Annotated in this window: 25 protein-coding genes and 1 pseudogene; 18 read left to right on the forward strand and 8 right to left on the reverse strand. The window is 40.7% G+C overall.

Going from position 1 to position 23,406, the window contains the following annotated elements; all coding sequences use genetic code 11:
• Positions 1-38: 38 nt before the first annotated feature.
• The 3 genes from QF028_RS32650 (at position 39) to QF028_RS32660 (ending at position 2,476) form a co-directional block, all read left to right on the forward strand.
• Entirely contained in the window at positions 39-272 is a 234-nt protein-coding gene (locus QF028_RS32650) for a group-specific protein (protein WP_168245634.1), read from the forward strand.
• Between the two features lie 123 nt (positions 273-395).
• A complete protein-coding gene (locus QF028_RS32655; RefSeq protein ID WP_429472648.1) occupies positions 396-1,370 on the forward strand; it encodes a cation diffusion facilitator family transporter in 975 nt (324 codons plus the stop codon).
• Positions 1,371-1,480: 110 nt separating this feature from the next.
• Positions 1,481-2,476, forward strand: a complete 996-nt coding sequence (locus tag QF028_RS32660; protein WP_429471963.1) for a DUF3231 family protein — start codon at positions 1,481-1,483, stop codon at positions 2,474-2,476.
• A gap of 42 nt (positions 2,477-2,518) precedes the next feature.
• On the opposite strand, the gene QF028_RS32665 is transcribed toward QF028_RS32660, so the two are convergent.
• Positions 2,519-3,031 (reverse strand): acyl-CoA thioesterase, encoded by a 513-nt coding sequence (locus tag QF028_RS32665; protein WP_215005493.1) that lies wholly within the window; start codon positions 3,029-3,031, stop codon positions 2,519-2,521.
• A 127-nt stretch (positions 3,032-3,158) separates the two neighbouring features.
• Here QF028_RS32665 and nadE point away from each other — a divergent pair, with 127 nt between their 5' ends.
• The 6 genes and pseudogenes from nadE to QF028_RS32695 all read left to right on the forward strand — a co-directional run.
• On the forward strand, positions 3,159-3,980 hold the full coding sequence (gene nadE / locus QF028_RS32670; protein WP_429471965.1) for an ammonia-dependent NAD(+) synthetase: 822 nt from the start codon (positions 3,159-3,161) through the stop codon (positions 3,978-3,980).
• Between the two features lie 160 nt (positions 3,981-4,140).
• On the forward strand, positions 4,141-4,971 hold the full coding sequence (locus tag QF028_RS32675; RefSeq protein ID WP_429471967.1) for an amino acid ABC transporter substrate-binding protein: 831 nt from the start codon (positions 4,141-4,143) through the stop codon (positions 4,969-4,971).
• Positions 4,958-5,656 (forward strand): amino acid ABC transporter permease, encoded by a 699-nt coding sequence (locus QF028_RS32680; RefSeq protein WP_429471969.1) that lies wholly within the window; start codon positions 4,958-4,960, stop codon positions 5,654-5,656. The genes QF028_RS32675 and QF028_RS32680 overlap by 14 nt, the downstream gene beginning before the upstream one ends.
• Positions 5,657-5,671: 15 nt before the next feature.
• Positions 5,672-6,406 carry an amino acid ABC transporter ATP-binding protein gene (locus tag QF028_RS32685; RefSeq protein ID WP_088089532.1) on the forward strand — a complete coding sequence of 245 codons (735 nt, stop codon included), beginning with the start codon at positions 5,672-5,674 and terminating at the stop codon, positions 6,404-6,406.
• Between the two features lie 550 nt (positions 6,407-6,956).
• Entirely contained in the window at positions 6,957-7,361 is a 405-nt protein-coding gene (locus QF028_RS32690) for a hypothetical protein (protein WP_429471972.1), read from the forward strand.
• Positions 7,346-8,161: pseudogene (locus QF028_RS32695) on the forward strand (flotillin domain-containing protein); the annotation flags it as partial. The gene QF028_RS32690 and the pseudogene QF028_RS32695, both read left to right, overlap by 16 nt.
• Before the next feature lie 35 nt (positions 8,162-8,196).
• On the opposite strand, the gene QF028_RS32700 reads toward QF028_RS32695, so the two are convergent.
• On the reverse strand, positions 8,197-9,561 hold the full coding sequence (locus tag QF028_RS32700; RefSeq protein WP_429471974.1) for an ATP-binding protein: 1,365 nt from the start codon (positions 9,559-9,561) through the stop codon (positions 8,197-8,199).
• Between the two features lie 347 nt (positions 9,562-9,908).
• Between QF028_RS32700 and QF028_RS32705 the strand changes: the two genes are divergently transcribed.
• Positions 9,909-10,619 (forward strand): response regulator transcription factor, encoded by a 711-nt coding sequence (locus QF028_RS32705; RefSeq protein WP_214715590.1) that lies wholly within the window; start codon positions 9,909-9,911, stop codon positions 10,617-10,619.
• Positions 10,597-11,970: a HAMP domain-containing sensor histidine kinase gene (locus QF028_RS32710; protein WP_429471977.1), complete on the forward strand. Its 1,374-nt coding sequence runs from the start codon at positions 10,597-10,599 to the stop codon at positions 11,968-11,970. Before QF028_RS32705 ends, QF028_RS32710 begins: the two co-directional genes overlap by 23 nt.
• Before the next feature lie 95 nt (positions 11,971-12,065).
• Here QF028_RS32710 and QF028_RS32715 read toward each other — a convergent pair whose 3' ends face one another.
• From QF028_RS32715 to QF028_RS32730, 4 genes are all read right to left on the reverse strand, one after another.
• Positions 12,066-12,809: an ABC transporter ATP-binding protein gene (locus QF028_RS32715; RefSeq protein WP_429471979.1), complete on the reverse strand. Its 744-nt coding sequence runs from the start codon at positions 12,807-12,809 to the stop codon at positions 12,066-12,068.
• Complete coding sequence (locus QF028_RS32720; protein WP_429471981.1) at positions 12,806-13,504, reverse strand: ABC transporter permease; 699 nt, start codon at positions 13,502-13,504, stop codon at positions 12,806-12,808. The genes QF028_RS32715 and QF028_RS32720 overlap by 4 nt, the downstream gene beginning before the upstream one ends.
• 68 nt (positions 13,505-13,572) lie before the next feature.
• Positions 13,573-14,439, reverse strand: a complete 867-nt coding sequence (locus QF028_RS32725) for a substrate-binding domain-containing protein (RefSeq protein ID WP_429471983.1) — start codon at positions 14,437-14,439, stop codon at positions 13,573-13,575.
• A complete protein-coding gene (locus QF028_RS32730) occupies positions 14,433-15,380 on the reverse strand; it encodes a substrate-binding domain-containing protein (RefSeq protein ID WP_429471985.1) in 948 nt (315 codons plus the stop codon). Before QF028_RS32730 ends, QF028_RS32725 begins: the two co-directional genes overlap by 7 nt.
• Before the next feature lie 431 nt (positions 15,381-15,811).
• On the opposite strand from QF028_RS32730, the gene QF028_RS32735 reads away from it, so the two are divergent.
• Both QF028_RS32735 and QF028_RS32740 read left to right on the forward strand, forming a co-directional pair.
• Complete coding sequence (locus QF028_RS32735) at positions 15,812-15,991, forward strand: hypothetical protein (RefSeq protein ID WP_429471987.1); 180 nt, start codon at positions 15,812-15,814, stop codon at positions 15,989-15,991.
• Positions 15,992-16,034: 43 nt separating this feature from the next.
• Entirely contained in the window at positions 16,035-16,211 is a 177-nt protein-coding gene (locus QF028_RS32740) for a hypothetical protein (protein ID WP_429471990.1), read from the forward strand.
• 148 nt (positions 16,212-16,359) lie between these two features.
• On the opposite strand, the gene QF028_RS32745 is transcribed toward QF028_RS32740, so the two are convergent.
• Positions 16,360-17,142 (reverse strand): undecaprenyl-diphosphate phosphatase, encoded by a 783-nt coding sequence (locus tag QF028_RS32745; RefSeq protein ID WP_429471992.1) that lies wholly within the window; start codon positions 17,140-17,142, stop codon positions 16,360-16,362.
• A 203-nt stretch (positions 17,143-17,345) separates the two neighbouring features.
• On the opposite strand from QF028_RS32745, the gene QF028_RS32750 reads away from it, so the two are divergent.
• From QF028_RS32750 to QF028_RS32760, 3 genes are all read left to right on the forward strand, one after another.
• Positions 17,346-18,110 (forward strand): DUF4931 domain-containing protein, encoded by a 765-nt coding sequence (locus tag QF028_RS32750; protein WP_429471995.1) that lies wholly within the window; start codon positions 17,346-17,348, stop codon positions 18,108-18,110.
• Between the two features lie 132 nt (positions 18,111-18,242).
• A complete protein-coding gene (locus tag QF028_RS32755; RefSeq protein ID WP_429471997.1) occupies positions 18,243-19,412 on the forward strand; it encodes an FtsW/RodA/SpoVE family cell cycle protein in 1,170 nt (389 codons plus the stop codon).
• 200 nt (positions 19,413-19,612) lie between these two features.
• Complete coding sequence (locus QF028_RS32760; RefSeq protein ID WP_429471999.1) at positions 19,613-19,801, forward strand: hypothetical protein; 189 nt, start codon at positions 19,613-19,615, stop codon at positions 19,799-19,801.
• A gap of 323 nt (positions 19,802-20,124) precedes the next feature.
• On the opposite strand, the gene QF028_RS32765 is transcribed toward QF028_RS32760, so the two are convergent.
• Positions 20,125-21,111, reverse strand: coding sequence for an ABC transporter substrate-binding protein (locus QF028_RS32765; protein ID WP_429472002.1), 987 nt, complete (start codon positions 21,109-21,111; stop codon positions 20,125-20,127).
• 190 nt (positions 21,112-21,301) lie between these two features.
• Here QF028_RS32765 and QF028_RS32770 point away from each other — a divergent pair, with 190 nt between their 5' ends.
• On the forward strand, positions 21,302-22,306 hold the full coding sequence (locus tag QF028_RS32770) for a FecCD family ABC transporter permease (protein WP_429472005.1): 1,005 nt from the start codon (positions 21,302-21,304) through the stop codon (positions 22,304-22,306).
• Positions 22,303-23,358 carry a FecCD family ABC transporter permease gene (locus QF028_RS32775; RefSeq protein WP_429472008.1) on the forward strand — a complete coding sequence of 352 codons (1,056 nt, stop codon included), beginning with the start codon at positions 22,303-22,305 and terminating at the stop codon, positions 23,356-23,358. The genes QF028_RS32770 and QF028_RS32775 overlap by 4 nt, the downstream gene beginning before the upstream one ends.
• Positions 23,359-23,406 lie beyond the last annotated feature (48 nt).

Genomic DNA, 23,406 nt, shown 5'->3' on the forward strand with positions numbered 1-23,406 from the left:
TTATACTAAGGGTATAAACCATTAAGGAGGATGTAAGTTTGAGCGAATGCAAGCTAGACCATACCCATGAAGATGTAAAAAGTAAATACGTATCTCTTGCTGCTTTTTTACCTGAAGATATGAAGCCATTATTTAATCAATTCTTTGAAAAAGAGCATACACAGGACCTTTTAAACGAGGTGTTCCATTTGCTGAAAAAATACGATTTAGCTCCAGAAGATGAACAAGCTCACAGGAACAACCGCTTATATTTGGTGCTGAAGAACGTATAAGTAAGGAGGGCCCCTATGAAAAATTGGGGCCCGATTTATTTTACATAAACAAAATTTATAATGAAATCGCTGGTTTTTGAAAATATTAAGAAAAGCAAAGTTTAACAAAGAAAAGAGGATATGATGGGCGAACTACTGCAATTATTAAAACGTGGCAATAAATCTGCCATGCTGGCGGCAATAATTAATACGATCATTTCAATTATAAAAGGTGTCGCTTTTATGTTTACAGGCAATGTGGCGATGTTCGCTGAAACGATGCACAGCCTTGGTGATGCTGCGAACCAGTTTTTTGTGTTTATCGGCTCCGCCTTAAGTAAGAAGGCACCGACTGAAAAATATCCAAATGGGTTCGGGCGCTTAGTGAATCTTGTTCTTTTGGGTGCTGTGTTAATTATCGGAATTATGGCATTTGAAACCATAAAAGAAGGCTACCACCATGTAATTCATCCAACCGAGTCAGGTGGATTTGCTATTAATATTATTGTTTTAGCCGTTGCAACACTGCTAGAAATGTTTGTGTTATTTAAAGCAATGAAAGAAATTTTACATGAGATTGAGCTTGAAGCAAGTGGGCTTCAAATTTTCACTAAAAGTTTTGCCAATTTGGGAAGAGCTAAACCTGCAACAAAGCTCGTTTTCATGGAAGACCTCGTTGCAACCTTGGGTGGTTTGTTGGCGATTATTGCTGTTGTCATTTCTCACTTCACTGCCTTCCATCAAATAGAGGGATTGGCCTCGATGCTTATTGGTGGGATGATGCTCTTTGTTGTTGGAAGAGTCTTTTTGGATAATGCGGCAGGAGTCCTTGGTCAAGCAGATGAAGAGATGGAGAATAAAATCGGCACTCTTGTTATGGAGGACCCTGATGTCAAAGATGTTCAAGGGATAACTGTTATTAAAGAGGGTGAGGACCTGCATGTGGAGTTAGAAATCGAGGTCGATCCAAAATTGACGGTGGCCGCGGCTGATAATATTAAAGACCGTTTACACGAAAAGATTATGGCAGAAAAAGGTGTCGTCGATGTCACCATTGAGATTGATGAAGAAGACGGAGTGATGAGTTGGAAGGCGCGCAGTGAATCAGCTACAGATTAGAGAATGCCCTTGTATATGAATCAAATTGGAGACCTTCAGTCTTGAACGAACGAATAATGCGTTTATCAAGTGGAATTCTATTCTTAAGGCGCTATTTAGGAGGTCAGAAGGTGGAACACAATATACGGTTAACCAGTGCGGAAATCGGGGGATTATGGGCTACGTATATCCAGGAGAATATGACTGTTTGTTTACTTACATATTTTCTTCATCACAATCAAGATGAAGAGATTAAAAAAATTCTACAACAGGCATATGAAATTTCTGAGGGACATGTTCAGAAAATCACGACCATCTTTAATGATGAAGGCATCCCAATTCCTGATGGATTTTCAGAAAAGGATATTAATTTATCTGCCCCGCCATTATTTTATGATATGTTTGGCCTCAGTTTTGTTTATTCAATGAGCCGGATGAGTATGATTAACATGGGCTTTATAACAGTAAATACGGCAAGAGAAGATGTGATGGATTTTTTTGTTACAATGGTTCAGCAAACTTCGATGTTATACCAGCAATCCACTAACCTTATGCTTTCAAAGGGAATCTATGACCGCCCGCCGATGATCCCTTATCCAAATAAAGTGGAATACATTGAAAAACTGTCTTATATAAGTGGATTCGGGAAAAAAAGGCCGTTAAACGTGGCTGAAATTACAGAAATCTTTTTTAATACGGAGCGGAATTATTTTTCAATCCTTCTATGTATGGGGTTACTTCAAGTGGTATCAGACAAGGAGATACATAATTTTATTGAGGAAGGTAAGAAAATATCTGAAAAGCAAATCACTACCTTCAATGATATCCTTATGAGAGAGGAACTACTCGGGAACGTGTCAACAAGTGTAGAAGTGACGGATTCAACGGTTTCTCCTTTTTCCGATAGGCTGGTGGTTACGCTTTTCCATTCATTGAACGCAATTGATATCACGCTTATTGGCCATGCGTTATCATTATCTATGAGAACAGACCTGTCTGCCTATTATCAAAAGTACATTTTAGATATTTTGGTGTATTCCGCTAAAGGGTTTGATCTAATGGTCGATCGGGGCTGGGCCCAGCTGCCTCCTCATGCACCAAGTCGAAGGGATCTACAGAAATTATAAGGTTCGCGAATTTCGCGAACCTTTTTTTGGCTTCTGCTTTTCTTATTCCCAAGGTTTATGTAGGGTCAGTACACTTGCCAGCTCTTTACTGCTTTTTCTGTGTTCTTTCCGCTTTTCGGCTCTTTCTTTTCCTGTTTCAAATAGTTTTTTCTCTTCTTCGGTTTCAGGGATGATTCCTGGAACCTTTGTCGGTTTCCCATTGTCATCCAATGCAACAAAGGTTAAAAAGGCAGTCACGGCAATTTTTCTATCCCCGGACATCAGGTTCTCCGCAATTACTTTGACGAAAATCTCCATGGAAGAAGACCCAGTTGACGAGACAAACGTTTCGATACAAACTGAATCCTTCGGTGTAATTGGACTAAGGAAGTCGACCGAATCAATTGAAGCAGTGACACATTCCGCTCTGGAATGCCTTACTGCCGAAATAGAAGCAATCATATCAATATCACTGATTAACTTTCCGCCGAACAAGGTATTATGGTTATTTACATCATTAGGAAAAATCCGACTCGTTCTCACGACTCGAGATTCATTACATGTTTTTGCTTCCATCCAATCCCTCCAAGAACTGTTTATTATAATTTACCCAAATCACTAACTTTCTTGTAGTTTTTAGTGAAATCGAGATATTTGTGGTACATTATTTAATATATCAATTGTGAGTCTGGAGGAACAATAAATGAGTTTGCAAGCACAGATCATGAAGGAGTTAAACATTAGTCCGACCATTCAACCGCAAGGAGAAATTCGAAAACGGATTGATTTTTTGAAAAATTACATAATTAAAACAAAGGCTAAGGGCTATGTTTTAGGGATTAGCGGCGGTCAAGACTCTACTCTTGCAGGCCGCCTCGCTCAACTGGCAGTTGAGGAGCTGCGCAACGAAGGACTAGATGCCTTGTTTATCGCTGTTCGTCTTCCTTACGGTGTCCAGCAAGATGAGGAAGATGCTAAGCGTTCATTAGCCTTTATCCGTGCAGATCGTGAGACAGTCTTTAATATTAAAACAGCCGTTGATGATGTACAAAAGGAATATGATACAAGTTATCAAGGGGCACCTTTAAGTGATTATCAAAAAGGAAATGTAAAAGCCAGGATGAGAATGATTGCTCAATATGCAATCGGCGGCATGGAGGGACTGCTTGTGATTGGAACAGACCATGCAGCAGAAGCAGTCACGGGTTTCTATACGAAGTATGGCGACGGAGGGGCGGACATCCTTCCGCTCAGCGGCTTAAGCAAGCGGCAGGGGAGGGCCTTGTTAAAAGAGCTCGGTGCGGATGAATGTTTATATTTAAAAGTACCTACGGCAGACTTACTGGACCAAAAACCTGGTCAGGCCGACGAAACAGAGTTAGGGATTACATATGATGAACTCGATGATTATCTGGAAGGAAAACCAGTTTCAAAAGAGGTCGCAGAGAAAATTGAACAGCGTTATGTTATGACAGAACATAAACGCCAACTACCAACCACCATGTTTGACGAGTGGTGGAAATAAAAATAGCTGCCTATCATAAGAAACATATCTGATAGGTTTTTATTTTAAAATAAAGGGTAAAATAATTTTAATTTCGTTCACATCTTATCCTTTGACAGAAGCAAATCTGTGTAATATGATTAAATCCGATAAAAACAATCAGAATTAGGGGGTTTCACCAGTGAAAAAATTTACCATTATTTTTGCACTCTTATTAAGCTTTATGTTTGTGCTAGCGGCATGCGGCAAGGATAATGCCGATAAAGATAATAAAAAAACTGATAACAAAACTGCTGAAAAAGCAGATAATGATTTATTGAAAACGGTAAAAGACAAAGGAACACTTTTGATTGGAACAGAAGGTACATATCCTCCATTCACTTTCCATGATACTAGTGGCAATCTAACTGGATTTGATGTGGATCTTGCGACTGAGGTGGCTAAACGTATCGGGGTTAAACCTGAATTTAAAGAAACACAGTGGGATGCAATGTTTGCAGGATTGGATGCGAAGCGTTTTGATATGATAGCTAACGAAGTTGGGATTCGTCCAGACCGTCAGGAAAAGTATGATTTCTCAGACCCATATATTACTTCTGCTGGTGTCCTGATTGCCCATAAAGATAATGATAAGGTTAAAGCATTTGAAGATATTAAAGGATTAAATGCAGCTCAATCGATGACAAGTAACTACGCAGATATGGCAAAGAAATATGGAGCTAAGATTGTTGGAGTGGATGGTTTCCAGCAAGCAGTTGAGCTCCTTGCTCAAAAACGTGTGGATGTAACCATTAACGATAAGCTTTCATTTTTAGACTATAAAAAGCAAAAGCCAGATGCGCCAATCAAGGTTGTTGCAACCGCAAATGATGCTTCTTCAAGCGGCTTTATGTTTAGAAAGAAAAGTGACACACTTGTTGACGAAGTGAATAAAGCGCTAAAAGATATCGTCGACGATGGCACTTACAAAAAAATCTCTGAGAAATGGTTTGGTGAAGATGTACTTAAATAGTATTTTTGCTGACCCAGAAAGAACGGCAAGGTTAATCGATATTACAAAAACTTCCCTCCAGCCACTGCTGGAGGGTGCTATTATGAATACCATTCCATTAACAATCATTTCGTTTATCATTGGGATTATTCTGGCGGTGTTAACGGCTCTTGCCCGAATTTCTCAGGTTAAATTCTTTCAAGGGATTGCCAGATTTTATGTTTCGGCGATTCGCGGAACACCATTACTTGTTCAGTTATTCATTATTTTTTATGGACTTCCTAATATCGGAGTTACAATAGATCCATTTATATCCGCGGTGATTGGTTTTTCTCTAAGTGTTGGGGCATATGCTTCAGAAATCATTCGAGCAGCGATTATCTCCATTCCTAAGGGCCAGTGGGAAGCCGGTTATTCGATTGGAATGACCTATACCCAGGCGTTAAAAAGAATCATTCTTCCGCAGGCAGCAAGAGTATCCATACCGCCATTATCGAATTCATTTATTAGTCTTGTAAAAGACACTTCTCTTGCGTCAGTTGTCCTTGTAACAGAGATGTTTCGCCGGGCCCAAGAAATTGCTTCAACCACCTATGAATTTCTATTGGTATACGTAGAGGCAGCGCTTCTTTATTGGGTCATTTGCTTTTTCCTTTCGATCTTGCAAGGATACTTGGAAAAGAGAATGGACCGGTACACGTCTTAATGAGGGAGTTTTACAATGATTTCAATTAAAGGTTTATATAAGCAATTTGGTCAATTAGAGGTGTTAAAAGGGATTGACCTCGTCGTTGAAAAGGGAAAAGTGGTCGTTGTCATCGGTCCATCGGGATCCGGTAAGACAACGATGCTCCGCTGTTTGAATGTGTTGGAAACTCCGACAAAAGGTGTCATTTCCATCGAGGGTCAAAGTTTGGATTTTTCTAAGGCTGTACCTAAAAAACAAATTGCCTCGTTTCGGCGCCTAACCGGAATGGTTTTTCAAAGTTATAATCTCTTTCCTCATAAAACAGCACTTCAGAATGTTATGGAAGGGCCAATCATTGTAAAAGGAGAGGGGAAAGAGGCTGCAAGGAAAAAGGCACAAGCATTACTTGAAAAAGTGGGCCTTGGTGATAAAATTGATTACTTTCCCGCCCAGCTCTCCGGTGGTCAGCAGCAGCGTGTCGGCATTGCCCGGGCACTAGCAATGGAACCAGAGGTAATGCTCTTTGATGAGCCGACGTCCGCACTTGATCCTGAACTGGTTGGTGAAGTATTGAAGGTCATGAAGGACCTGGCTAGGGAGGGAATGACAATGATCGTTGTTACCCATGAAATGCGCTTTGCCCGCGAAGCGGCTGATGAAGTCATTTTTATGGACCAAGGTGTGATTGTCGAGAGGAACAAGCCAGAAGAAATTTTCACCAATCCAAAAGAAGAACGAACAAGGAAGTTCTTGAATATGATTCAATAAGGTGTTGTAGCCATGTGCTATGGCACTTTTTTATTTATAGGCTATGTTAAAGCTCATTGTTGATTTTGGCACATGTTGATTGGAGCGGAAGGCGCGAAGACTCCTGCGGGAGGACGGGGCAGGGGAGACCCCGCAGGCGCTTAAGCGCCGAGGAGGCTCCCCGGACCGCCCGCGGAAAGCGAAGCGCCTGGAGCGGAAATCAACAGCCAAGTATAACAGAGCCTATTTATAAAGGGTAAAACTTCATAATATCTCCTTAATACCACGGCAGGATTTAGACAAGCATTATCGAATTATTGAATAAATCCGGAAAATTTTAGGAAAAAAGTGAAACTTTTCCATAGTTTAACCGTATTTAAGGTAGATACATAGAAAGGATGATGCTTATGGATGAGGAGTGGAGGTTACCTACTTGATTGAGAAAGAAACTAAAGGTTTTTTAATGAATGGCTATGTTAAAGCTCATTGTTATTTTTATAGCCAAGTTGATTGGAGCGGAAATCAACAGCCATGTTAAATAGAGACAAATGAATAAGAAGGATTGATGCGCATGGAACCATTTAGCATTCCTTTAGAAACGATTTATTTATATGGGTTAATCATTTCCGGGGTATTAACCTTAATTTATGTCTTGTTTGCCGATGTCTTTCATTTTCATGGGTTTGGTGACGGACTCGATTTTCTTAACCCAGTCTTGATTTTCGCTTTCGTAACCACCCTATCGGCAAGCGGTTATTTATTTGAGCGCCTTTCTTCATTACATTATTTACTCATTTTAGGCATCTCGTCTGTTGCAGCCTTGATTGTGGTGACGTTATTAAATGTCTTTGTTCTTGTCCCGCTGTCTGGTGCGGAGGAGTCACTAGTCTATAAAGAATCAGATTTACGTGGCCGGATTGGTACGGTTATTACCACCATCCCTGTTGATGGGTATGGGGAAAGCGGAATGAGTTAGAGCGGGCAACAGAAATTGCTGAGGCTGAGAAAATCAATCTTTTGAAAATTGCCGAGTACCGCCGTGAACAAGATGTCGCCAAAGCACGTGCTGACCAAGCCTACGACCTTGAAAGTGCACGTTCGAAACAAGAAGTAATGGAACAAGAAATGCAAATCAAGATTATTGAAAGACAGAAACAAATTGAATTGGAAGAAAAAGAAATTCAACGCCGCGAACGTCAATACGATTCGGAAGTGAAGAAAAAAGCGGACGCCGACCGTTATTCTGTGGAACAATCGGCTGCAGCAAATAAGGCCAAGGAAATGGCAGAAGCAGAAGCAAATAAATATCGAATCGAAGCCATGGCTAAAGCGGAAGCAGAGCGGATTCGATTGGATGGTCTCGCCAAAGCGGAAGCGCAAAAGGCACAGGGTTCGACGGAAGCAGAAATTATTCGCTTAAAAGGTTTAGCAGAAGCCGAAGCGAAGGAGAAAATTGCCGAAGCATTCGAGCAATTCGGCCAAGCGGCAATCCTAGACATGATTATCAAAATGCTGCCGGAATATGCGAAACAAGTGGCTAGCCCCTTATCCAATATTGATAAAATTACGGTTGTCGACACGGGCGGCACTGGAGCGAATGGCGGTGCCAATAAAATCACCAGCTATGCCACCAATTTAATGGCTAGTCTTCAAGAATCATTAAAAGCATCAAGCGGCATTGATGTAAAAGAATTGATTGAAAACTACTCTGGCAAGTCGAATGTAAGAAAAAGCATTGAGGAATTGACAGATGAAGTAAAGAAAAAAGCAGAATAAGAAAAAAATCCTTATCGATGGCGATAAGGATTTTTTTATTCCAAGATGATTTCAAAGCTTGTTCCTAGATTGTGGCTGCTTGAAACTTTAATGGTTCCGCCGTGGGCTTCCACTAATTGTTTGACGATTGAAAGTCCGAGTCCAGTACCGCCGAGAGCACGCGTTCGTGATTTATCGACACGATAAAATCGCTCGAATATTCGCGGTAAATCTTCTTCGGGGATACCCTTCCCTTCATCTTGAACAATCATGTGAATCGCTCCGTCGATTCTTTTAACGACGACGTCTATTTTTGTTTGCTGCTCCGAATATTTCCGTGCATTATCAAGCAGATTGAGGATCACTTGTTCAAAGCGCATCGGGTCAATTTTTGCATAAAGATGATCCGGGCATTCGAGAACGATTTCGATCTGGTACTCCAAGCAAGCCGGTGAAACTTTTTCAATGATTGTTTGAAAATAAGGTAATAGATGAACCTCTTCTTTTTCTATTGAAAAAGTATTTTCATCCATTTTTGCGAGATTAAATAATTCCTTCACTAGTTTCGATAGCTTGCCAGTCTCTTCAAAAATAATTCCTAAATATTTATCTCTGTCCTCATTGTTCGTTCCTTGTCGGCGGGCAATGTCTGCATAGCCCTTAATATAAGTCAGTGGAGTACGGAGTTCGTGCGAGATACTTGCAAGGAACTCATTCCGTTCATTTTTTAGAATTTCTAAATCACTTGCTAACACCTTAATGGATTCCCCGAGCTCTCCGATTTCGTCTTTACCAACGTTTGGCAGGGAGACGGAGAAATCACCCTTGCTGATCCGTTTTGTTGCTTCACTCATTTGAATAAGCGGGTGAGTGACAAACCTTGTCAAAAAGATAATGATAATAATCATAAACAAGAGGGAAAGCAGGCCAGCAATCAGGAAATGCTGGTTAAGTCCGGAAATTAAATCTTTGATTTTTTTTGTATTTTGAAACATATAAACATAACCGTTGATTTTATTATCAACAATTACTGGGCTAATGGAAGCGATATAAGCTTCGTTTTTCCAGTCGTCTTCTAAAATTAAACCCTCGTGTGGCACACTTTTTGGCTTAATATTCATGATTTTTTTCATTTCATCTGTAACCTTATTGGACGACATATAAATCGTTCCAGCTGGTTTTGTCAGAATCACCTGTGTATCGGTCTGTGCCTCCATTATGGCAATGTGCCGAATGGTTTCATCATGAAATGAAGCCTCGAGGATCTCACGGTGATTATTCCCTCGTGTCTGGAGAGAAGTTAACTCTTCATGCACCCGGGAATGAATGATATTATTATGCAAAAAAAACATCGAAATGCCTTCTAGTATAAAGATTGCAATAAAAAATAGGACGCCTATTTTAACTGATATTTTATTCATATGTCCAAGCACCTCACTCCCTAAGCATACTATAGAGTTTGCTGTACGAGCGCCTTATTTTGTAGCAAATTTATTAAAAAAATGGACGTCCCACCGATTGGGACGTCCGAACTATATAAAAAAGAGAGGTTAAATTTGGGATGAGTAAGATGGTTTTGAACCAACTACTGCATCAATGAGGTGATAACAAAAACTTGGGAGTCCTTTTAGTTATTTCCTCATTCCTAACTACACTCACATCTTACCGAGAAAGATTGAAGATGTTATGAAGAACTTGTGGTGAATTTGTGAAGTTACAAACATCACAGACTTGAAATGATATAGTTATTATGTGGGGAGTGGTAAAAATGAAGATATTATTAGTAGACGATGAACGTAGAATCATAGAAGTTCTTGAAGCCTATTTAGTAAGAGAAGGCTATGAAATTCATAGTGCAGATAATGGAATTGATGCCTTGAAAAAAGTAAAAACACTAAACCCTGATTTAATCATATTAGACTTAATGCTGCCCGATATATCTGGTGAAGAAGTTTGCCGGCTGGTCCGAAAAGAATCGGACGTGCCAATCCTGATGCTGACCGCCAAATCGGCTGAAGATGACCGCATCAACGGAATCGTGATGGGGGCGGATGATTATTTAACCAAACCGTTTAGCCCGCGGGAAGTCGTTGTTCGCGTGCAAGCTATTTTAAGGCGTGTGAAAAAGTCGGAGAAAGTAGAACGACTTGAATTCAATGGGAAAAGACTTGTCATTGACTTAATAAAAAAGGAAGTAACCGTTAACGGAGACTATATTACCCTAACACCGATTGAATATAAGCTGTTAACCAATATGGCGGTGAATCCGGGCCGGGTTTACAGCCGGATGGATTTGCTTGAAAAGATTCAGGATGAAGGCATGTATTATGAAGGCTATGAACGCAGTGTGGATACCCATATCAAAAATCTTCGAAAAAAAATTGAGATGGATTCACGGCAGCCAGATTTTATCGTAACGGTATTCGGGATGGGTTACAAATTTGGAGGCGTATTAGATGCTGCAAACGCTCCGGTCTAAAATTCTCTTTTATTTAATACTCATCTCAATGATCGCTATCATCATTGTGAGCTTTTTTATCCAGTATGGATTTGAAGAAAGCTTCAGCAGCTATTTAGATCACAATCGGGAGAAAAAGATTGATCGGATTATCACGGAAATTGAAAAGGATTATAAAAAAAATGGCCATTTTACCAGTGACCCAGTGTTTGGGCTCTTGCACGAACATGCGATGACCGAGCAGCTTTACTTCCAATTGTATGATCGGCTTGGACAATTGCAAATGGATTCCTCGAACATCCGTGGCATGTTGAATAGTTTCGGGTTAGCTGAACCTGCTCCAAATGGTGAAGAATGGCATTCCAAGACCTATACACTAAGGGTAGATGATAATATTATTGGGAAACTCGTTGCCATCTATCCGAAAGGTTTAATTGATGATGAGTATACATTTATCCAAACGATTCAATTGTACATTTATGCAGCCGTTTGTTTGACGATCGTGCTGGCGATTATCTTTAGTATGCTTTTTTCAAAAAAACTCACTTCAGGATTACAGAAGCTATCGTTTGCGGCAAATGAGCTGCAGAACCATAATCTTGACATTCGCATTCCATTATCGGGCTTGCCTACCGAGGTAAAGGACATTGCAATTTCGTTTAATAATCTTGCAGTGTCGTTGGCAAAGGAAGAAAACTTAAGAAAGCACTTTACGGGTGATTTGGCTCATGAGCTTCGCACACCGCTGGCCACATTGAGAAGTCAAATTGAAGCATTTCAGGATGGTATTTGGGAGACGACTCCACAGCGTTTGCAGACAACCCACGAAGAGCTAATGCGATTAGTAAGGCTAGTCAATGAACTAGAAAAGCTTCTTGCCGCTGAAAATCCGCAGATTCGACTTGAAAAAATGGAATTGGATGCAGGAAGTGTGCTGGCAGCGTTATTTGAGATGTTTCTGCCGTTGTTTACAGAGAAGGGTGTCCATCTCCATATTGAAGAACCTGTTCAGGACGAAATGTTTGAAGCGGACAGGGATCGCTTGATGCAAATCCTGTCAAACATCCTCAATAATGCCCTAAAGTATACGCCGGAAGGAAAAAATGTCACTATTTCTGTCCAAACGGATATGTCGGGCTATGTCGGCTTCAAGATTCAAGATGAGGGATCAGGGATGGCTGAGGAAGATATTCCGCATATATTCGAACGCTTCTATCGCGGGGACAAATCACGAGACCGCAAAACCGGAGGAGTTGGAATTGGCCTCTCGATTGTAAAAGCCTTAATGGATGCGCATAGGGGTGTCATAAAAGTAAAAAGCAAGTTAAATAAGGGAACAAGCGTTACTTTGTGGTTTCCGCAGGAAGACTAACCCTAAATAATTGCACAGAAGGCCTCTGCAATACGCACTGCCTTCTGTTTTTTAATCCAAGTGAAGAAAAAACAGCTCCAAACCGGAACTGTCAATTAACGTGCAACGGGGTAAAACTTTTTCCACTCATTTAGGAACGATGCAGTGGAGGTATTCGAATGTTCTAGGACGCGTGGGGTTAGTCCTACTTGTTTCACTTCACCATTTACAATGATTGCAAGCTGTTTCGTGAGATAATTGACCTCCATTAGATCATGGCTGACAAAGACAGCCGTTGTCTTGGCATCTTCAATAATTTGCTTGAAATCTTCCATTAACCTTATTTTTGTTGGAAAATCTAAAGCGGAAAAAGGTTCATCTAAAAACAGAATCTCTGGTTCAACAATCATCGCCCGCGCTAAGTTGACCCGTTGTGCCTCGCCGCCGGATAAATAAAGAGCATTTTTTTTCGCCAAATGACTGATCCCAAATAACTCCATCCAGTGCCCCACTTTTTCCTTGATAATCGATTTGGAGACTTTTCTTAAGGTTAGACCTATCGCAATGTTATGAAAAACAGTTCCATCTAACAGTAAGGACTGCTGGAGAGCAATGGAGAATTTCCTTCGCAGTTCAAGCGGTACATTCCCCTTAGGAATGGCCTGTCCTCGATAAAAGATTTCACCACTATTTTGTTGATCAAGAAACGCCAGCACCTTTAGCAGCGTACTTTTCCCCGCACCATTTGGTCCCATAATGCCGAGAAATTCCCCAGTCTGAATCTGAAATTCAGGAATATCAAGAATGGTTCTATTATGGGCTTTATAGGTAATGTTCTTCAGCTCAATTAAGGGATTCATGATATTCGCTTCCTTTGCTGTAAAAATGTTAACACTGCCGTAATCAACAGGGCAACCGATAATAATATGAACGATAGCGCTAAGGCAATATCAAAGTTCCCCTTTGAAACTTCCATCACAATTGTCGTCGTTAAAATGCGCGTGTCGCCTTGGATATTTCCGCCGACCATCATCGCAGCACCAACCTCAGCGATGACCCGGCCAAAGCCAGCCATTATTGCCGCCAATATGGCAATTTTTAATTGTTTAATGAGAATCCATAATGTCTGCAGTTTTGTTGCTCCAAGAGCTTTAATTTGCAGAAGCATTTTTTCACTAATTTGCTGAAATGCTGTGCAAGTTAGACTGGTAACAATCGGCAAACTCACTAATATTTGTGCCATCACAATCGCTGTTGGTGAATAAAGCAGGGTGAGGTCTCCGAGCGGCCCCGAGCGCCATAAAAGCATCGTAATCCAAAGTCCGGCAACAACAGGAGGCAGCCCTAAACCAATATTGATGAATAATAATAGAAGTCTGCGGCCTTTGAATCTAGTTAATCCAAGAAAAATGCCAAGCGGCAATCCTATCAAGGTACTAATCAGAATGGAAATTAGACAAACTTTAAGAGTGAGCCAGGTAATCGCAAATACTTCCTGATCACCAGAAAGGAGCATCTCTATCGCTTTTTTTAGTCCATCAATGAGTAGTTCCATTTAAAGTGCCTCCAGGATTTTCTATAGCTTTATAAACAGAAGGGCCCTTAAAAAAGGGCCTTCATCTACTATTCTGTATACTTCATAAATAATGATTGACCGTATTCTTTCTTACCGAATTCTTCAATCACATCTTGTGTTTTCGCATCTACCATAAATTCTACAAATTTTTCTGCATCTTTGCTATTAATTTTGTCATGTTTTTCAGGATTTACTTGCATCACGTGATAAATGTTCATTAAATCTTTGCCGCCTTCAACGACGATTTGAAGGGTATCCAAATTTTTCTCTTGTGCCAGCCATGTAGCGCGGTCAGTTAAGACGTAGCCTTTTTTCTCTGCGGCCACTTGTAAGGTTTGCCCCATGCCTTGTCCAGTTGAAACGTACCATTCCCCAGCGGGTTTAATGCTTGCCGCCGCCCAGATACCAAGTTCTTTTTTATGTGTGCCAGAATCGTCACCTCGTGAAACGAAAGTAGCTTTCGAATCAGACAATTTTTTGAAAGCTGCGTTAATGTCATCACCGCTGACACCTGCTGGATTTTCCTTTGGTCCTACGAGGATAAAATCATTGTACATCACGCGTTTGTAGTTTATGGCATCACCGGCATCAACAACTGCTTTTTCAGCTGCTGGAGCATGAACTAGAAGGGCATCTGCTTCCCCTTTTGTTCCCATTTCTAATGCCTGCCCTGTGCCAACTGCAATGGTTTTTACTTTTACATTGTTTTCTTTTTCAAACATTGGGATCAGGACATCTAGTAAGCCGCTGTCCTGTGTGCTTGTTGTTGTAGCAAGGATCATTTCAGTTGGTGCTGCTTTAGGTTCAGTCTTTTTTACTTTTTCTGCTGAATCATTTGTGTCAGAATTTCCGCACGCGGCTAAAATTAATAGCATCAGTGCCAATAAGAATCCAAGATAACGATTTTTTAACATGTTTTTGTTTCCTCCGTTTGACTAGTTTGATAGGTAATTTTTCCTAATTCTGATATATCATATCCTTCTAAATCCGTTAAACTGTCTTTGAAACTAGCAGATTGTAAATATTGAATTAGGTCTGTTAAACTTTGTTTATTTTCAGAGGTAAAGCGGAAAACAAGGTCAAAATGTTCTTTAGCTACAGGGATGAAGTCCAATCCTAAATGGCTTGCAGCCGACTGAATTCCGAAGGTGACATCAGCCATGCCCCTGCTAATGTACGAGGCAGCAGATAAATGGTTCCACTCCGCCTTGCTATACCCGCTAATTTTACTAGGATTGATTCCATAGCTGGAAAGCTTTGAGTCAAGTAAAAATCGTGTTCCTGCCCCTTTCTGGCGATTAACAAATTGAACATCATTTCTCGTCAGGTCAGGAAAATCATGAATATTTTTCGGATTGCCTTTTGCGACAATAAAGCCTTGTTGTCTTGCCGCTAATCTAAGCACCAAAATTGATTCGTATACAAAAAGTTGATGAATGAATGGCAGATTATATTCTTGTGAGTTTGGATCCAATAGATGAATAGCAGCAATTTCACATTGTCCCCGGTATAGCATCATTAACCCTTCAAGACTGCCTATGTACGAAGGCTGGATTTGCAAGTTTAATGCTGTAGCTGCTTGTTTTGCAAAATGTTCGACAAGAAAGTCGTGACTGCCGGATAATCGAATGGATTGGGCCGGATAACTCGGAGTCTCTGTTGGTTCAGATAGACTTTTTTTGGCGGGAGCCTTTGTGTTCTCTTTAAATCTCTCCAGCTCAGCTTGTTCAATTCTCATTTTGTTTCCAATCTTAAATGCCTGCAACTCACCTCTTTTAATTAACTCATAAACCGTATGTTTTGAGATTTGAAAGATTTGGGCAACTTCATCGGGTGTATAAGCCTTCTCATCCATAAGCTACCCTCCTTTTTCCAGTTTTTATTTTATAGGCTATGTTAAACTTGCCTGTTGATTTCCGTTCCAGGCGCTTCGCTTTCCGCGGGCGGTTCGGGGAGCCTCCTCGTCGCTGCGCTCCTGCGGGGTCTCCCCTGCCCCGTCCTCCCGCAGGAGTCTTCGCGCCTGGAACGAAGGTCAACAGGGTGCCAAAATCAACAATAAGCTTTAACATAGCCATTTTATAAAAAGAATAGCATAATAAAAGTGATTTTTGTTAAGTTTTGTTGAGTTTCGTTAAGTTTTGTTTGGGATTGTCATGGATTGTTCAATTAACAATTCAGTTTTCACAAGATTTTCACAAACTTCACTTATTGTTCAATCGTGAGCATAGAGAAATATTGTATTATAAGGAGAGAATATTAAATTTGCGAAAAAGGGGACGGATCTAAATGTCTAAGCTTCTATATATAACAGCAAATCCAAAAAATGATAGTAAACTTTCAAAAGGAATGCAAATTGGGGAAGTGTTTCTAGAAGAGTTCAAAAAGGAACAGCCTGATGTGGAAATTGAGCATATGCACTTATATAGTATGGATATCCGTTTCGTCCGCTCTCCTTCGGTAAGCTGATCTTTTGTATAGCCCATAAATAGGCCGAATGGTTGATTTTGAAATGGGAGACCGTTATTTAAGTAAAGCCCTTGAATTCCTTGGCTTTGAATTAATGGAAACGGTATTTGCCGAGGGAATGGATCATAATCCAAAGATGATTCCTGAAATTATGGCAAAAGCGAAGGAGCAAGCAGCAAAAGCAGCTAAAGAAATGGCAAAATTGCCTGTTTCATTATAAAAAAGAGCGACTCGAGTGCTGTCGAGTCGCTTTTTTGTTGCTTTTTTATAAATATCGCATGAGTTCTCATTTCTATTTGCGGAAAACCCATTTTTGTTGCGCAACTAGGGCCTTTGTTTGCGAAACTATTTTTCTGAACCTCAACTCGCTAAAATTTACCTGTAAATTGGAAAACTAACACAAGTACTCCTAATGCCCAAACATAAATTGCAAATGGTTTTAAGGAATGATTTTTCAAATAGCCAATCATCCACTTAACGGCAACATAACCGAAGACGGCAGAAGCGACAATACCAACGAGCAATGCCGACAAGGAGATTTCTTCACCTTGACCGCTGAGTAAATCCTTCGTTTGCAGGACAATCGCGCCAGCAATGGCTGGTGTGGACAATAAGAAGGAAAAATAAGCAGCTGTTTCACGATCTAATTTTCGCCAAAGCGCCGCAACAATCGTCATTCCTGATCGTGAAATCGCAGGCATAATCGCAACGGCCTGAAAGGTACCGATAATGAAGGCATCTTTATAGCTAATCTCATCCATTTTCTTGTAGCCATTTTTCGCTGAATCAGCGATCCACAGGAAGATCCCCGTAATTAAAAACTCCCAGCCAATTGTCACCCCAGTTTTCGAAATTTCATCGATATAATCTTTAAACGCAAGTCCAAAGATTACCGCTGGGATGGTTCCAACGATCAACAAAAAGGTTAACTTACTAAACGGCTTTTTGATAATTTTTATAAATTCATCTTTATAAAAAACAAAAACAGCCAGCAATGTGCCGACATGAAGCATCGTATCGAGCAAGAGTCCGGCTTCCTGTAAGCCGAATAAATTTCTTCCTAAATAAAGATGGCCAGTACTGCTGATCGGCAAGAATTCGGTTAAACCTTGGATAATCCCCAGAATTAGTGCTTCTAATTTTGTTAACATAGTTACCCTCACATTCTAAAGAAATGTTAAGCCTGTACATTTAAAAGATATGCAAAAATTACCTATTTAATGAAATCCTATTCTATTTTAGGATTCCTTTTCCAATAAGCAATGAAAATATCTAATGTCTAAACAAAATAAGTGCAATTAGATGGCATCCTCCCATAAAATAGAAATATACTCGTTCGAGAGGAGAAACGCATTTGGAAAATTCACATCTTCATTTTAATACGTCGATCGGTGTTATGAAGCCCGAAAATATTCGAAACAAAGACCAGGCCTGTCCATTTTGCGAAAGAGATCAACTAACGAACCTCATCGCTGTGGACGAACCGATTATTCTTTTAAAAAATAAATATCCTGTTCTAGAAAATACCTATCAAACGGTGTTAATTGAAACGGATGATTGTCAGGGTGAATTATCGACCTACCCAAAAGAGCATCTACATAAATTGATGAGATTTGGAATCATGCATTGGTTAGCTATGGAGGAAACTGGCGGCTATCAATCTGTGATCTTCTTCAAAAACCATGGACCTTTGTCAGGAGGTACGCTCTCGCATCCTCATATGCAAATCATTGGATTGGATGATATTGATTATAAAGAGAAGGTAACCCATGAAATGTTTGAAGGGATTGTAATTGATGAAACAGTGGAAGCCCGGTTTACGCTGTCGACAAAGCCCCGTGTTGGATTTTATGAATTCAATATTGAAATGGAGGATTCGTGTTACCAGGAAAAGTTTTCGGATTACCTGCAAACGGCTGTTCATTATATTTTGAACCATTTTCCATTCAAAGCAACGAGCTATAACTTGTTTTTCCATCATATTGAAAATAAAATCTATGCAAAGGTTGTTTCGCGCTTTGTGACCACCCCGCTTTTTATTGGATACGGCATTCCACAGGTTCCAAGTAATCTGGAATGGATGGCTATGGAATTACAGCGGATCTACTTTAATAAATAAGAAGAAAAAACTATGGGCGCTTCCGCTTTCTAATTTATGTAAATTAAACCATTCACAGTTTAGAAGTTGTGATTTGCTGATAATAAAAATATAATGTAGGAATGCAGCATTTCATAGTAAGGTGGAACTGATATGACTTCAAATAACGACAAAACTTCAAAACTTGATTACAATCTTGTTTTTATATTGATATTACTGTTTTTAGCGAGCTGTTTAGCAATTTATAGTGCGCAGGCGAGTGGACAATACAAGGAGAATTTTTTAATTAAGCAAATTGTTTGGTACGCGGTTGGGGGAGGGATTATCACTGGGGTTATGACCCTCGATTCAGATCAACTCCGAAAGCTTACCTGGTATGCATATGGGTTTGGAATACTTATGCTTGGCTTTTTAATTGTTGCCCCGGAAAGTATCGCACCAGTTATCAATGGGGCGAAAAACTGGTTTAAGGTTCCTGGCTTCGGTACAATCCAGCCATCTGAGTTTGTTAAAATCTTCATTATATTGGCGCTTGCACGAGTGATTGAAGATCATCACCTCAAGACCCAGATAAAAACGATACAAACGGATTTTTGGCTGTTAGTTAAGCTTGGCATTGTAACAATGGTCCCGTTAGCACTGATCATCAAGCAGGATTTAGGGACATCGCTTGTATTCTTAGCGATTTTATTAGGAATGGTCTTTATTTCGGGGATTTCGTGGAAGCTGCTCACACCATTGTTTGCAGTAGGTATAGCGCTAATTGGGACGATTTTTTATTTTGTATTAATTCACCCAGAAGTCTTGGAAAAGTACCTTGGGGTGGGCCAGTATCAGCTTCGTCGGATTTACTCTTGGCTAGATCCTTATAGTTACCAAGGATCGGACGCCTACCAGTTGACAAAATCATTACTTGCGATCGGTTCAGGCCAAACGGGCGGTAAAGGACTGGGAAATCGAGAAGTTTATCTGCCGGAAAGCCAAACGGATTTTATTTTTAGTGTCGTTGGCGAAGAATATGGCTTTATTGGGGCAAGTGTGTTGATTAGTCTGTTTTTCTTATTGGTTTATCATATTACAAAGGTTGGAATGGAAACAAAGAATAATTTTTATACGTATATTTGCGTAGGGGTCATCAGTATGATCACCTTCCACGTCTTCCAAAATATTGGGATGACGATTGGCGTTCTACCGATTACAGGGATTCCACTACCGTTTATCAGTTATGGCGGCAGCGCCTTAATGGGGAACATGTTCGGGCTCGGCTTAATTTTTTCGATTCGCTACCATTATAAAAAGTACATGTTTTCGACAACAGCTTAATATAGAAAAAAGGAGCGACAGGGTTCGCTCTTTTTTTGTGCTTGAAATTGGTGTTTGGCGGAATAACCGAGGATTTGGCGGAATTGCGGTTTAGTTTGGCGGAATAAATTGAGAAGTTCGCGGAAATCCGGATAAGTTTGGCGGAATAACCAGAAAAGTTAGCGGAATCCCGCCAGGATAAGAGAACTATACCTCATTTTATGGGGTATCTATTCTGGCTTGGCGGAATAAATCAGGGAATCGGCGGAATCCCGAATGAGATTGGCGGAATAAATCAGGGAATCGGCGGAATCCCGAATGAGATTGGCGGAATAAATCAGGGAATCGGCGGAATCCCGAATGAGATTGGCGGAATAAATCAGGAAGTTGGCGGAATCCCGCCAGGATAAGTGAGCTATACCACGTTTTAAGGGGTGTCTATTCTGGCTTGGCGGAATAAACCAGGGAATCGGCGGAATCCCGGATGAGAATGGCGGAATAAATCAGGCAATTCGCGGAAATCCGGATGAGAATGGCGGAATAAATCAGGAAGTTGGCGGAATCCCGCCAGGATAGGAGAGCTATACCACATAATTATGGGTATCTAGGTCAGGTTGGCAAAATCCGCGTTCAAATCAGCAGAAAAAATATTCAAAGTAAACAAAAAGAGCGAGGCCATGGCAAGCCTTGCTCTTTTCTAATATATAATGGGAGGTTTTTTTATAAAAATTGCTTATTTCTTTAGTAAGATTTTCTCAAGGTCATCGAGCATAATATTTGCTGACAGAACGCCGCCGGAAGTATTCCATGTTGCGTCACTTACTTCATACACATGGCCACTCTTAACCGCATTTAAGTTTTTCCAAAGTGGATCGTTTGTCCATTCTTTTGCAGTATCTATGGCTGCTTGATCACCTGGTGGCGCATAGGTAAAGTAGAAAAGCAGGTCTCCATCCATTTTAGGAATGACTTCTTTGCCTACCTCTACAGCGAGTAACCCAAGCTTGTTATCTGGAGTGAAAAGTGCTTCCTGCTGGGGAGCACGTTTAAATCCTAATTGATTGAAAAGTACTCCTGAGAAAGAATCCGTGTAATAAATTCGAGATTTTCCTGCCATGAAGCGCACAACAGAAACCTCTTGATTCACTTTATCGCCGAGCTTGGCTTTTAGATCTTCCACATGTGTATCGTATGCGTTTAACACTTCGTTTCCTTTTGCCTCAAGATTTAATGCTTTTGCATACAATTTGAAGTTATCCTTCCAATCTCCTCTAAGCGTTTCTGAAAAAACAGTCGGGGCAATCGCACTAAGCTGGTCGTAAACCTTTTCTTGACGCAGCTTGTTACCGATAATTAAATCTGGTTTCAATGAGGCAATTTTCTCCACATTGACTTCACTTTCAACTCCAACAACCTCAACGCCGTCCATATCCTTTTTAATATGTTCATACCATGGATCTCCAAGCCAGGATTGAACTGCACCAACTGGTTTTACACCTAGTGCAAGCAGTGCTTCTGTTCCTTCATTTGTAAGAATAACGACTTTTTTAGGGGTACCTTTAATGATGGTAGATCCCATCGCATGCTCAACCGTATAAGATTTTTCTGCAGTAGTTTTCGTCTTATCACCAGTTTTTGCTTCATTACCGCCGCCGCAAGCAGCTAATAAGAAAATGGTCATAACTGAAAAAAGAGTAAGTATCGTCTTGATTGCCTTCATTGTTTATGTATCCTCCTTAGCTAATTGTTAATGATAATCATTTTCAATGACGACTTAATCATAAAATGAGTACTACCGTTATGTCAACAATTTAATTGAAAATGATTATCAAAGTCATTGACAACAATTATCAATTGGAGCTAGACTTAAATTAATTAAACTATTAAGAAGTTAGAAAGGTTACCATGATATGCTTTTAAAAAGTACCCCATTAAAATGGATTGGTTTACTAATCGCCATCTTGGTGATGGTGTTATTCATGTGTGCCAGTGTCATTTATGGTTATACAGATACCAGTTGGCATACAGCATTTGATGCATTTACAAATAATAACGGATCCAATGAACATATCATTATTCAAACCGTCAGGCTGCCAAGAGCGTTAATCGCTTCAGCCGTCGGGGCTAGCCTGGCTGTTGCCGGTGTCCTCATGCAAACCTTAACAAAGAATCCGCTCGCATCCCCAGGTATATTTGGGATCAATGCCGGTGGAGGGTTTGCAGTTGTCGTAGCTATGACTGTGTTTTCTGTAAATAGTTTACAAGCGTTTAGCATTCTTGCTTTTCTAGGAGCTGCCGTTGCAGCGATAAGTGTTTACGCCATTGGTTCATTTGGCCGTGAAGGTTTAACTCCAATGAAGCTCACATTAGCGGGAGCTGCGATGTCAGCGATGTTTTCCTCCTTTACCCAAGGATTGCTTGTACTGGATGAGGTCATGCTTGATCAGGTTTTGTTTTGGCTGGCAGGCTCTGTCCAGGGTCGAAAATTAGAGACGCTCGTCTCAGTTTTACCTTATATTGGGGTCGGCTGGATTGGTGCTGTGTTAATTGCTGGTAAAATGAATATCCTGTCCATGGGGGAAGATGTTGCCAAGGGGCTTGGTTTAAACACAGGACTTATCAAAATCGCCATAGGCATAATTGTTATTTTACTAGCGGGCGGTTCTGTAGCTGTCGCAGGTCCAATTGGTTTTGTGGGAATTGTGGTCCCACACATTACTAGATCGATTGTTGGAATTGATCATCGTTGGGTCATACCATTTTCTGCTGTTTTAGGTGCGATCCTATTAATCGCGGCAGATATCGCCGCAAGATACATTTTCATGCCGTCTGAGGTGCCTGTTGGTGTCATGACAGCCATCATTGGAACTCCATTCTTTATTTACATCGCAAGAAGGGGGTTCAATGGACGATGAGAAAATATAAAAATTTCCGCCTTTTTAATGGCAGATTGTCCTTTTTAGTTGATCGAAAAGCATCATTAACTTTTACCATCCTTCTCGTCGTTGCCTGCTTTGTTTTTGTGATTAGCACTGGAAGCGGTGAAATGAATATTAACCCGCTTACAGTGCTAAAAGTGTTATTCGGCGGCGGACCTGAGATGGAAACGCTTATTATTACATCTTTTCGCCTCCCAAGAATTATTGTCGCCTTAATGGTTGGTATTTCACTAGCGATTGCAGGCGGTATTTTACAAGGAATGATCCGAAATCCGCTAGCTTCCCCAGATGTTTTAGGGATTACAGGTGGCGCAGCGGCTGCCGTTGTAAGTTTTTTAGCGATTTTTAGTGATAAAAATCATTCATTAACGGTAAGTATCGCATGGCTGCCATTAGCTGCTTTTATAGGTGCAACAGTGATAGGATTTTTAGTGTATTTCCTTGCTTGGAAAAATGGTGTTTCACCGATCAGGCTTGTGTTGATTGGAATTGGGATCTCAACGCTAATGCAAGCGATCACCACTTTAACCATGGTGATGGGCCCGATTTATCAGGCGAGCCAAGCCAATATATGGATTACCGGAACCGTGTATGGTTCCAATTGGAGTAATGTTGCGATTATTGTCCCGTGGACGGTTGTCTTCGTGATTATTGCTTTGGCAGTGGCACGGACGATTAATCTCCAAGAACTCGGTGATGAGGTTGCAACTGGATTAGGCGGCAAGGTGCAAAAACAACGTTTTCTCTTATTAATGATCAGCACCGCCTTGATAGGAGGTTCCGTTGCTTTTGCCGGGGGCATCGGTTTTGTCGGCTTAATGGCACCGCATATGGCGAGAAGGTTAGTGGGTTCATCGTTTGGAGCATTGCTTCCAGCGAGCGCCTTGATTGGCGGGATTCTTGTCATGATCGCTGATTTAATTGGCAGAACGATGTTTTCACCGTTAGAGGTCCCAGCCGGAGTGTTTACCGCTGGCATCGGGGCACCGTATTTTATTTACTTACTTTTTAAAACACGAAATGCCTAGAAAAGCGGAAGCGCCCGTTTAGCGAAGAACACTTGTCGCTGGGTGCTG

It is taken from the genome of Neobacillus sp. B4I6, from assembly GCF_050434045.1.
Classification (GTDB): Bacteria; Bacillota; Bacilli; order Bacillales; family Cytobacillaceae; genus Neobacillus.

Excerpts from the sequence above, each read along its gene's own strand:
- QF028_RS32760 (WP_429471999.1), top strand. The coding sequence starts at position 19,613 with ATGGGGTATCTATTCTGGCTTGGCGGAATAAATCAGGGAATCGGCGGA.
- QF028_RS32775 (WP_429472008.1), top strand. The coding sequence starts at position 22,303 with ATGAGAAAATATAAAAATTTCCGCCTTTTTAATGGCAGATTGTCCTTT.
- QF028_RS32740 (WP_429471990.1), top strand. The coding sequence starts at position 16,035 with ATGGGAGACCGTTATTTAAGTAAAGCCCTTGAATTCCTTGGCTTTGAA.
- QF028_RS32710 (WP_429471977.1), top strand. The coding sequence starts at position 10,597 with ATGCTGCAAACGCTCCGGTCTAAAATTCTCTTTTATTTAATACTCATC.
- QF028_RS32720 (WP_429471981.1), bottom strand. The coding sequence starts at position 13,504 with ATGGAACTACTCATTGATGGACTAAAAAAAGCGATAGAGATGCTCCTT.
- QF028_RS32755 (WP_429471997.1), top strand. The coding sequence starts at position 18,243 with ATGACTTCAAATAACGACAAAACTTCAAAACTTGATTACAATCTTGTT.
- QF028_RS32725 (WP_429471983.1), bottom strand. The coding sequence starts at position 14,439 with ATGTTAAAAAATCGTTATCTTGGATTCTTATTGGCACTGATGCTATTA.
- QF028_RS32680 (WP_429471969.1), top strand. The coding sequence starts at position 4,958 with ATGTACTTAAATAGTATTTTTGCTGACCCAGAAAGAACGGCAAGGTTA.
- QF028_RS32715 (WP_429471979.1), bottom strand. The coding sequence starts at position 12,809 with ATGAATCCCTTAATTGAGCTGAAGAACATTACCTATAAAGCCCATAAT.
- QF028_RS32735 (WP_429471987.1), top strand. The coding sequence starts at position 15,812 with ATGTCTAAGCTTCTATATATAACAGCAAATCCAAAAAATGATAGTAAA.
- QF028_RS32765 (WP_429472002.1), bottom strand. The coding sequence starts at position 21,111 with ATGAAGGCAATCAAGACGATACTTACTCTTTTTTCAGTTATGACCATT.
- QF028_RS32770 (WP_429472005.1), top strand. The coding sequence starts at position 21,302 with ATGCTTTTAAAAAGTACCCCATTAAAATGGATTGGTTTACTAATCGCC.
- QF028_RS32665 (WP_215005493.1), bottom strand. The coding sequence starts at position 3,031 with ATGGAAGCAAAAACATGTAATGAATCTCGAGTCGTGAGAACGAGTCGG.
- QF028_RS32730 (WP_429471985.1), bottom strand. The coding sequence starts at position 15,380 with ATGGATGAGAAGGCTTATACACCCGATGAAGTTGCCCAAATCTTTCAA.
- QF028_RS32685 (WP_088089532.1), top strand. The coding sequence starts at position 5,672 with ATGATTTCAATTAAAGGTTTATATAAGCAATTTGGTCAATTAGAGGTG.
- nadE (WP_429471965.1), top strand. The coding sequence starts at position 3,159 with ATGAGTTTGCAAGCACAGATCATGAAGGAGTTAAACATTAGTCCGACC.
- QF028_RS32690 (WP_429471972.1), top strand. The coding sequence starts at position 6,957 with ATGGAACCATTTAGCATTCCTTTAGAAACGATTTATTTATATGGGTTA.
- QF028_RS32655 (WP_429472648.1), top strand. The coding sequence starts at position 396 with ATGGGCGAACTACTGCAATTATTAAAACGTGGCAATAAATCTGCCATG.
- QF028_RS32745 (WP_429471992.1), bottom strand. The coding sequence starts at position 17,142 with ATGTTAACAAAATTAGAAGCACTAATTCTGGGGATTATCCAAGGTTTA.
- QF028_RS32700 (WP_429471974.1), bottom strand. The coding sequence starts at position 9,561 with ATGAATAAAATATCAGTTAAAATAGGCGTCCTATTTTTTATTGCAATC.
- QF028_RS32705 (WP_214715590.1), top strand. The coding sequence starts at position 9,909 with ATGAAGATATTATTAGTAGACGATGAACGTAGAATCATAGAAGTTCTT.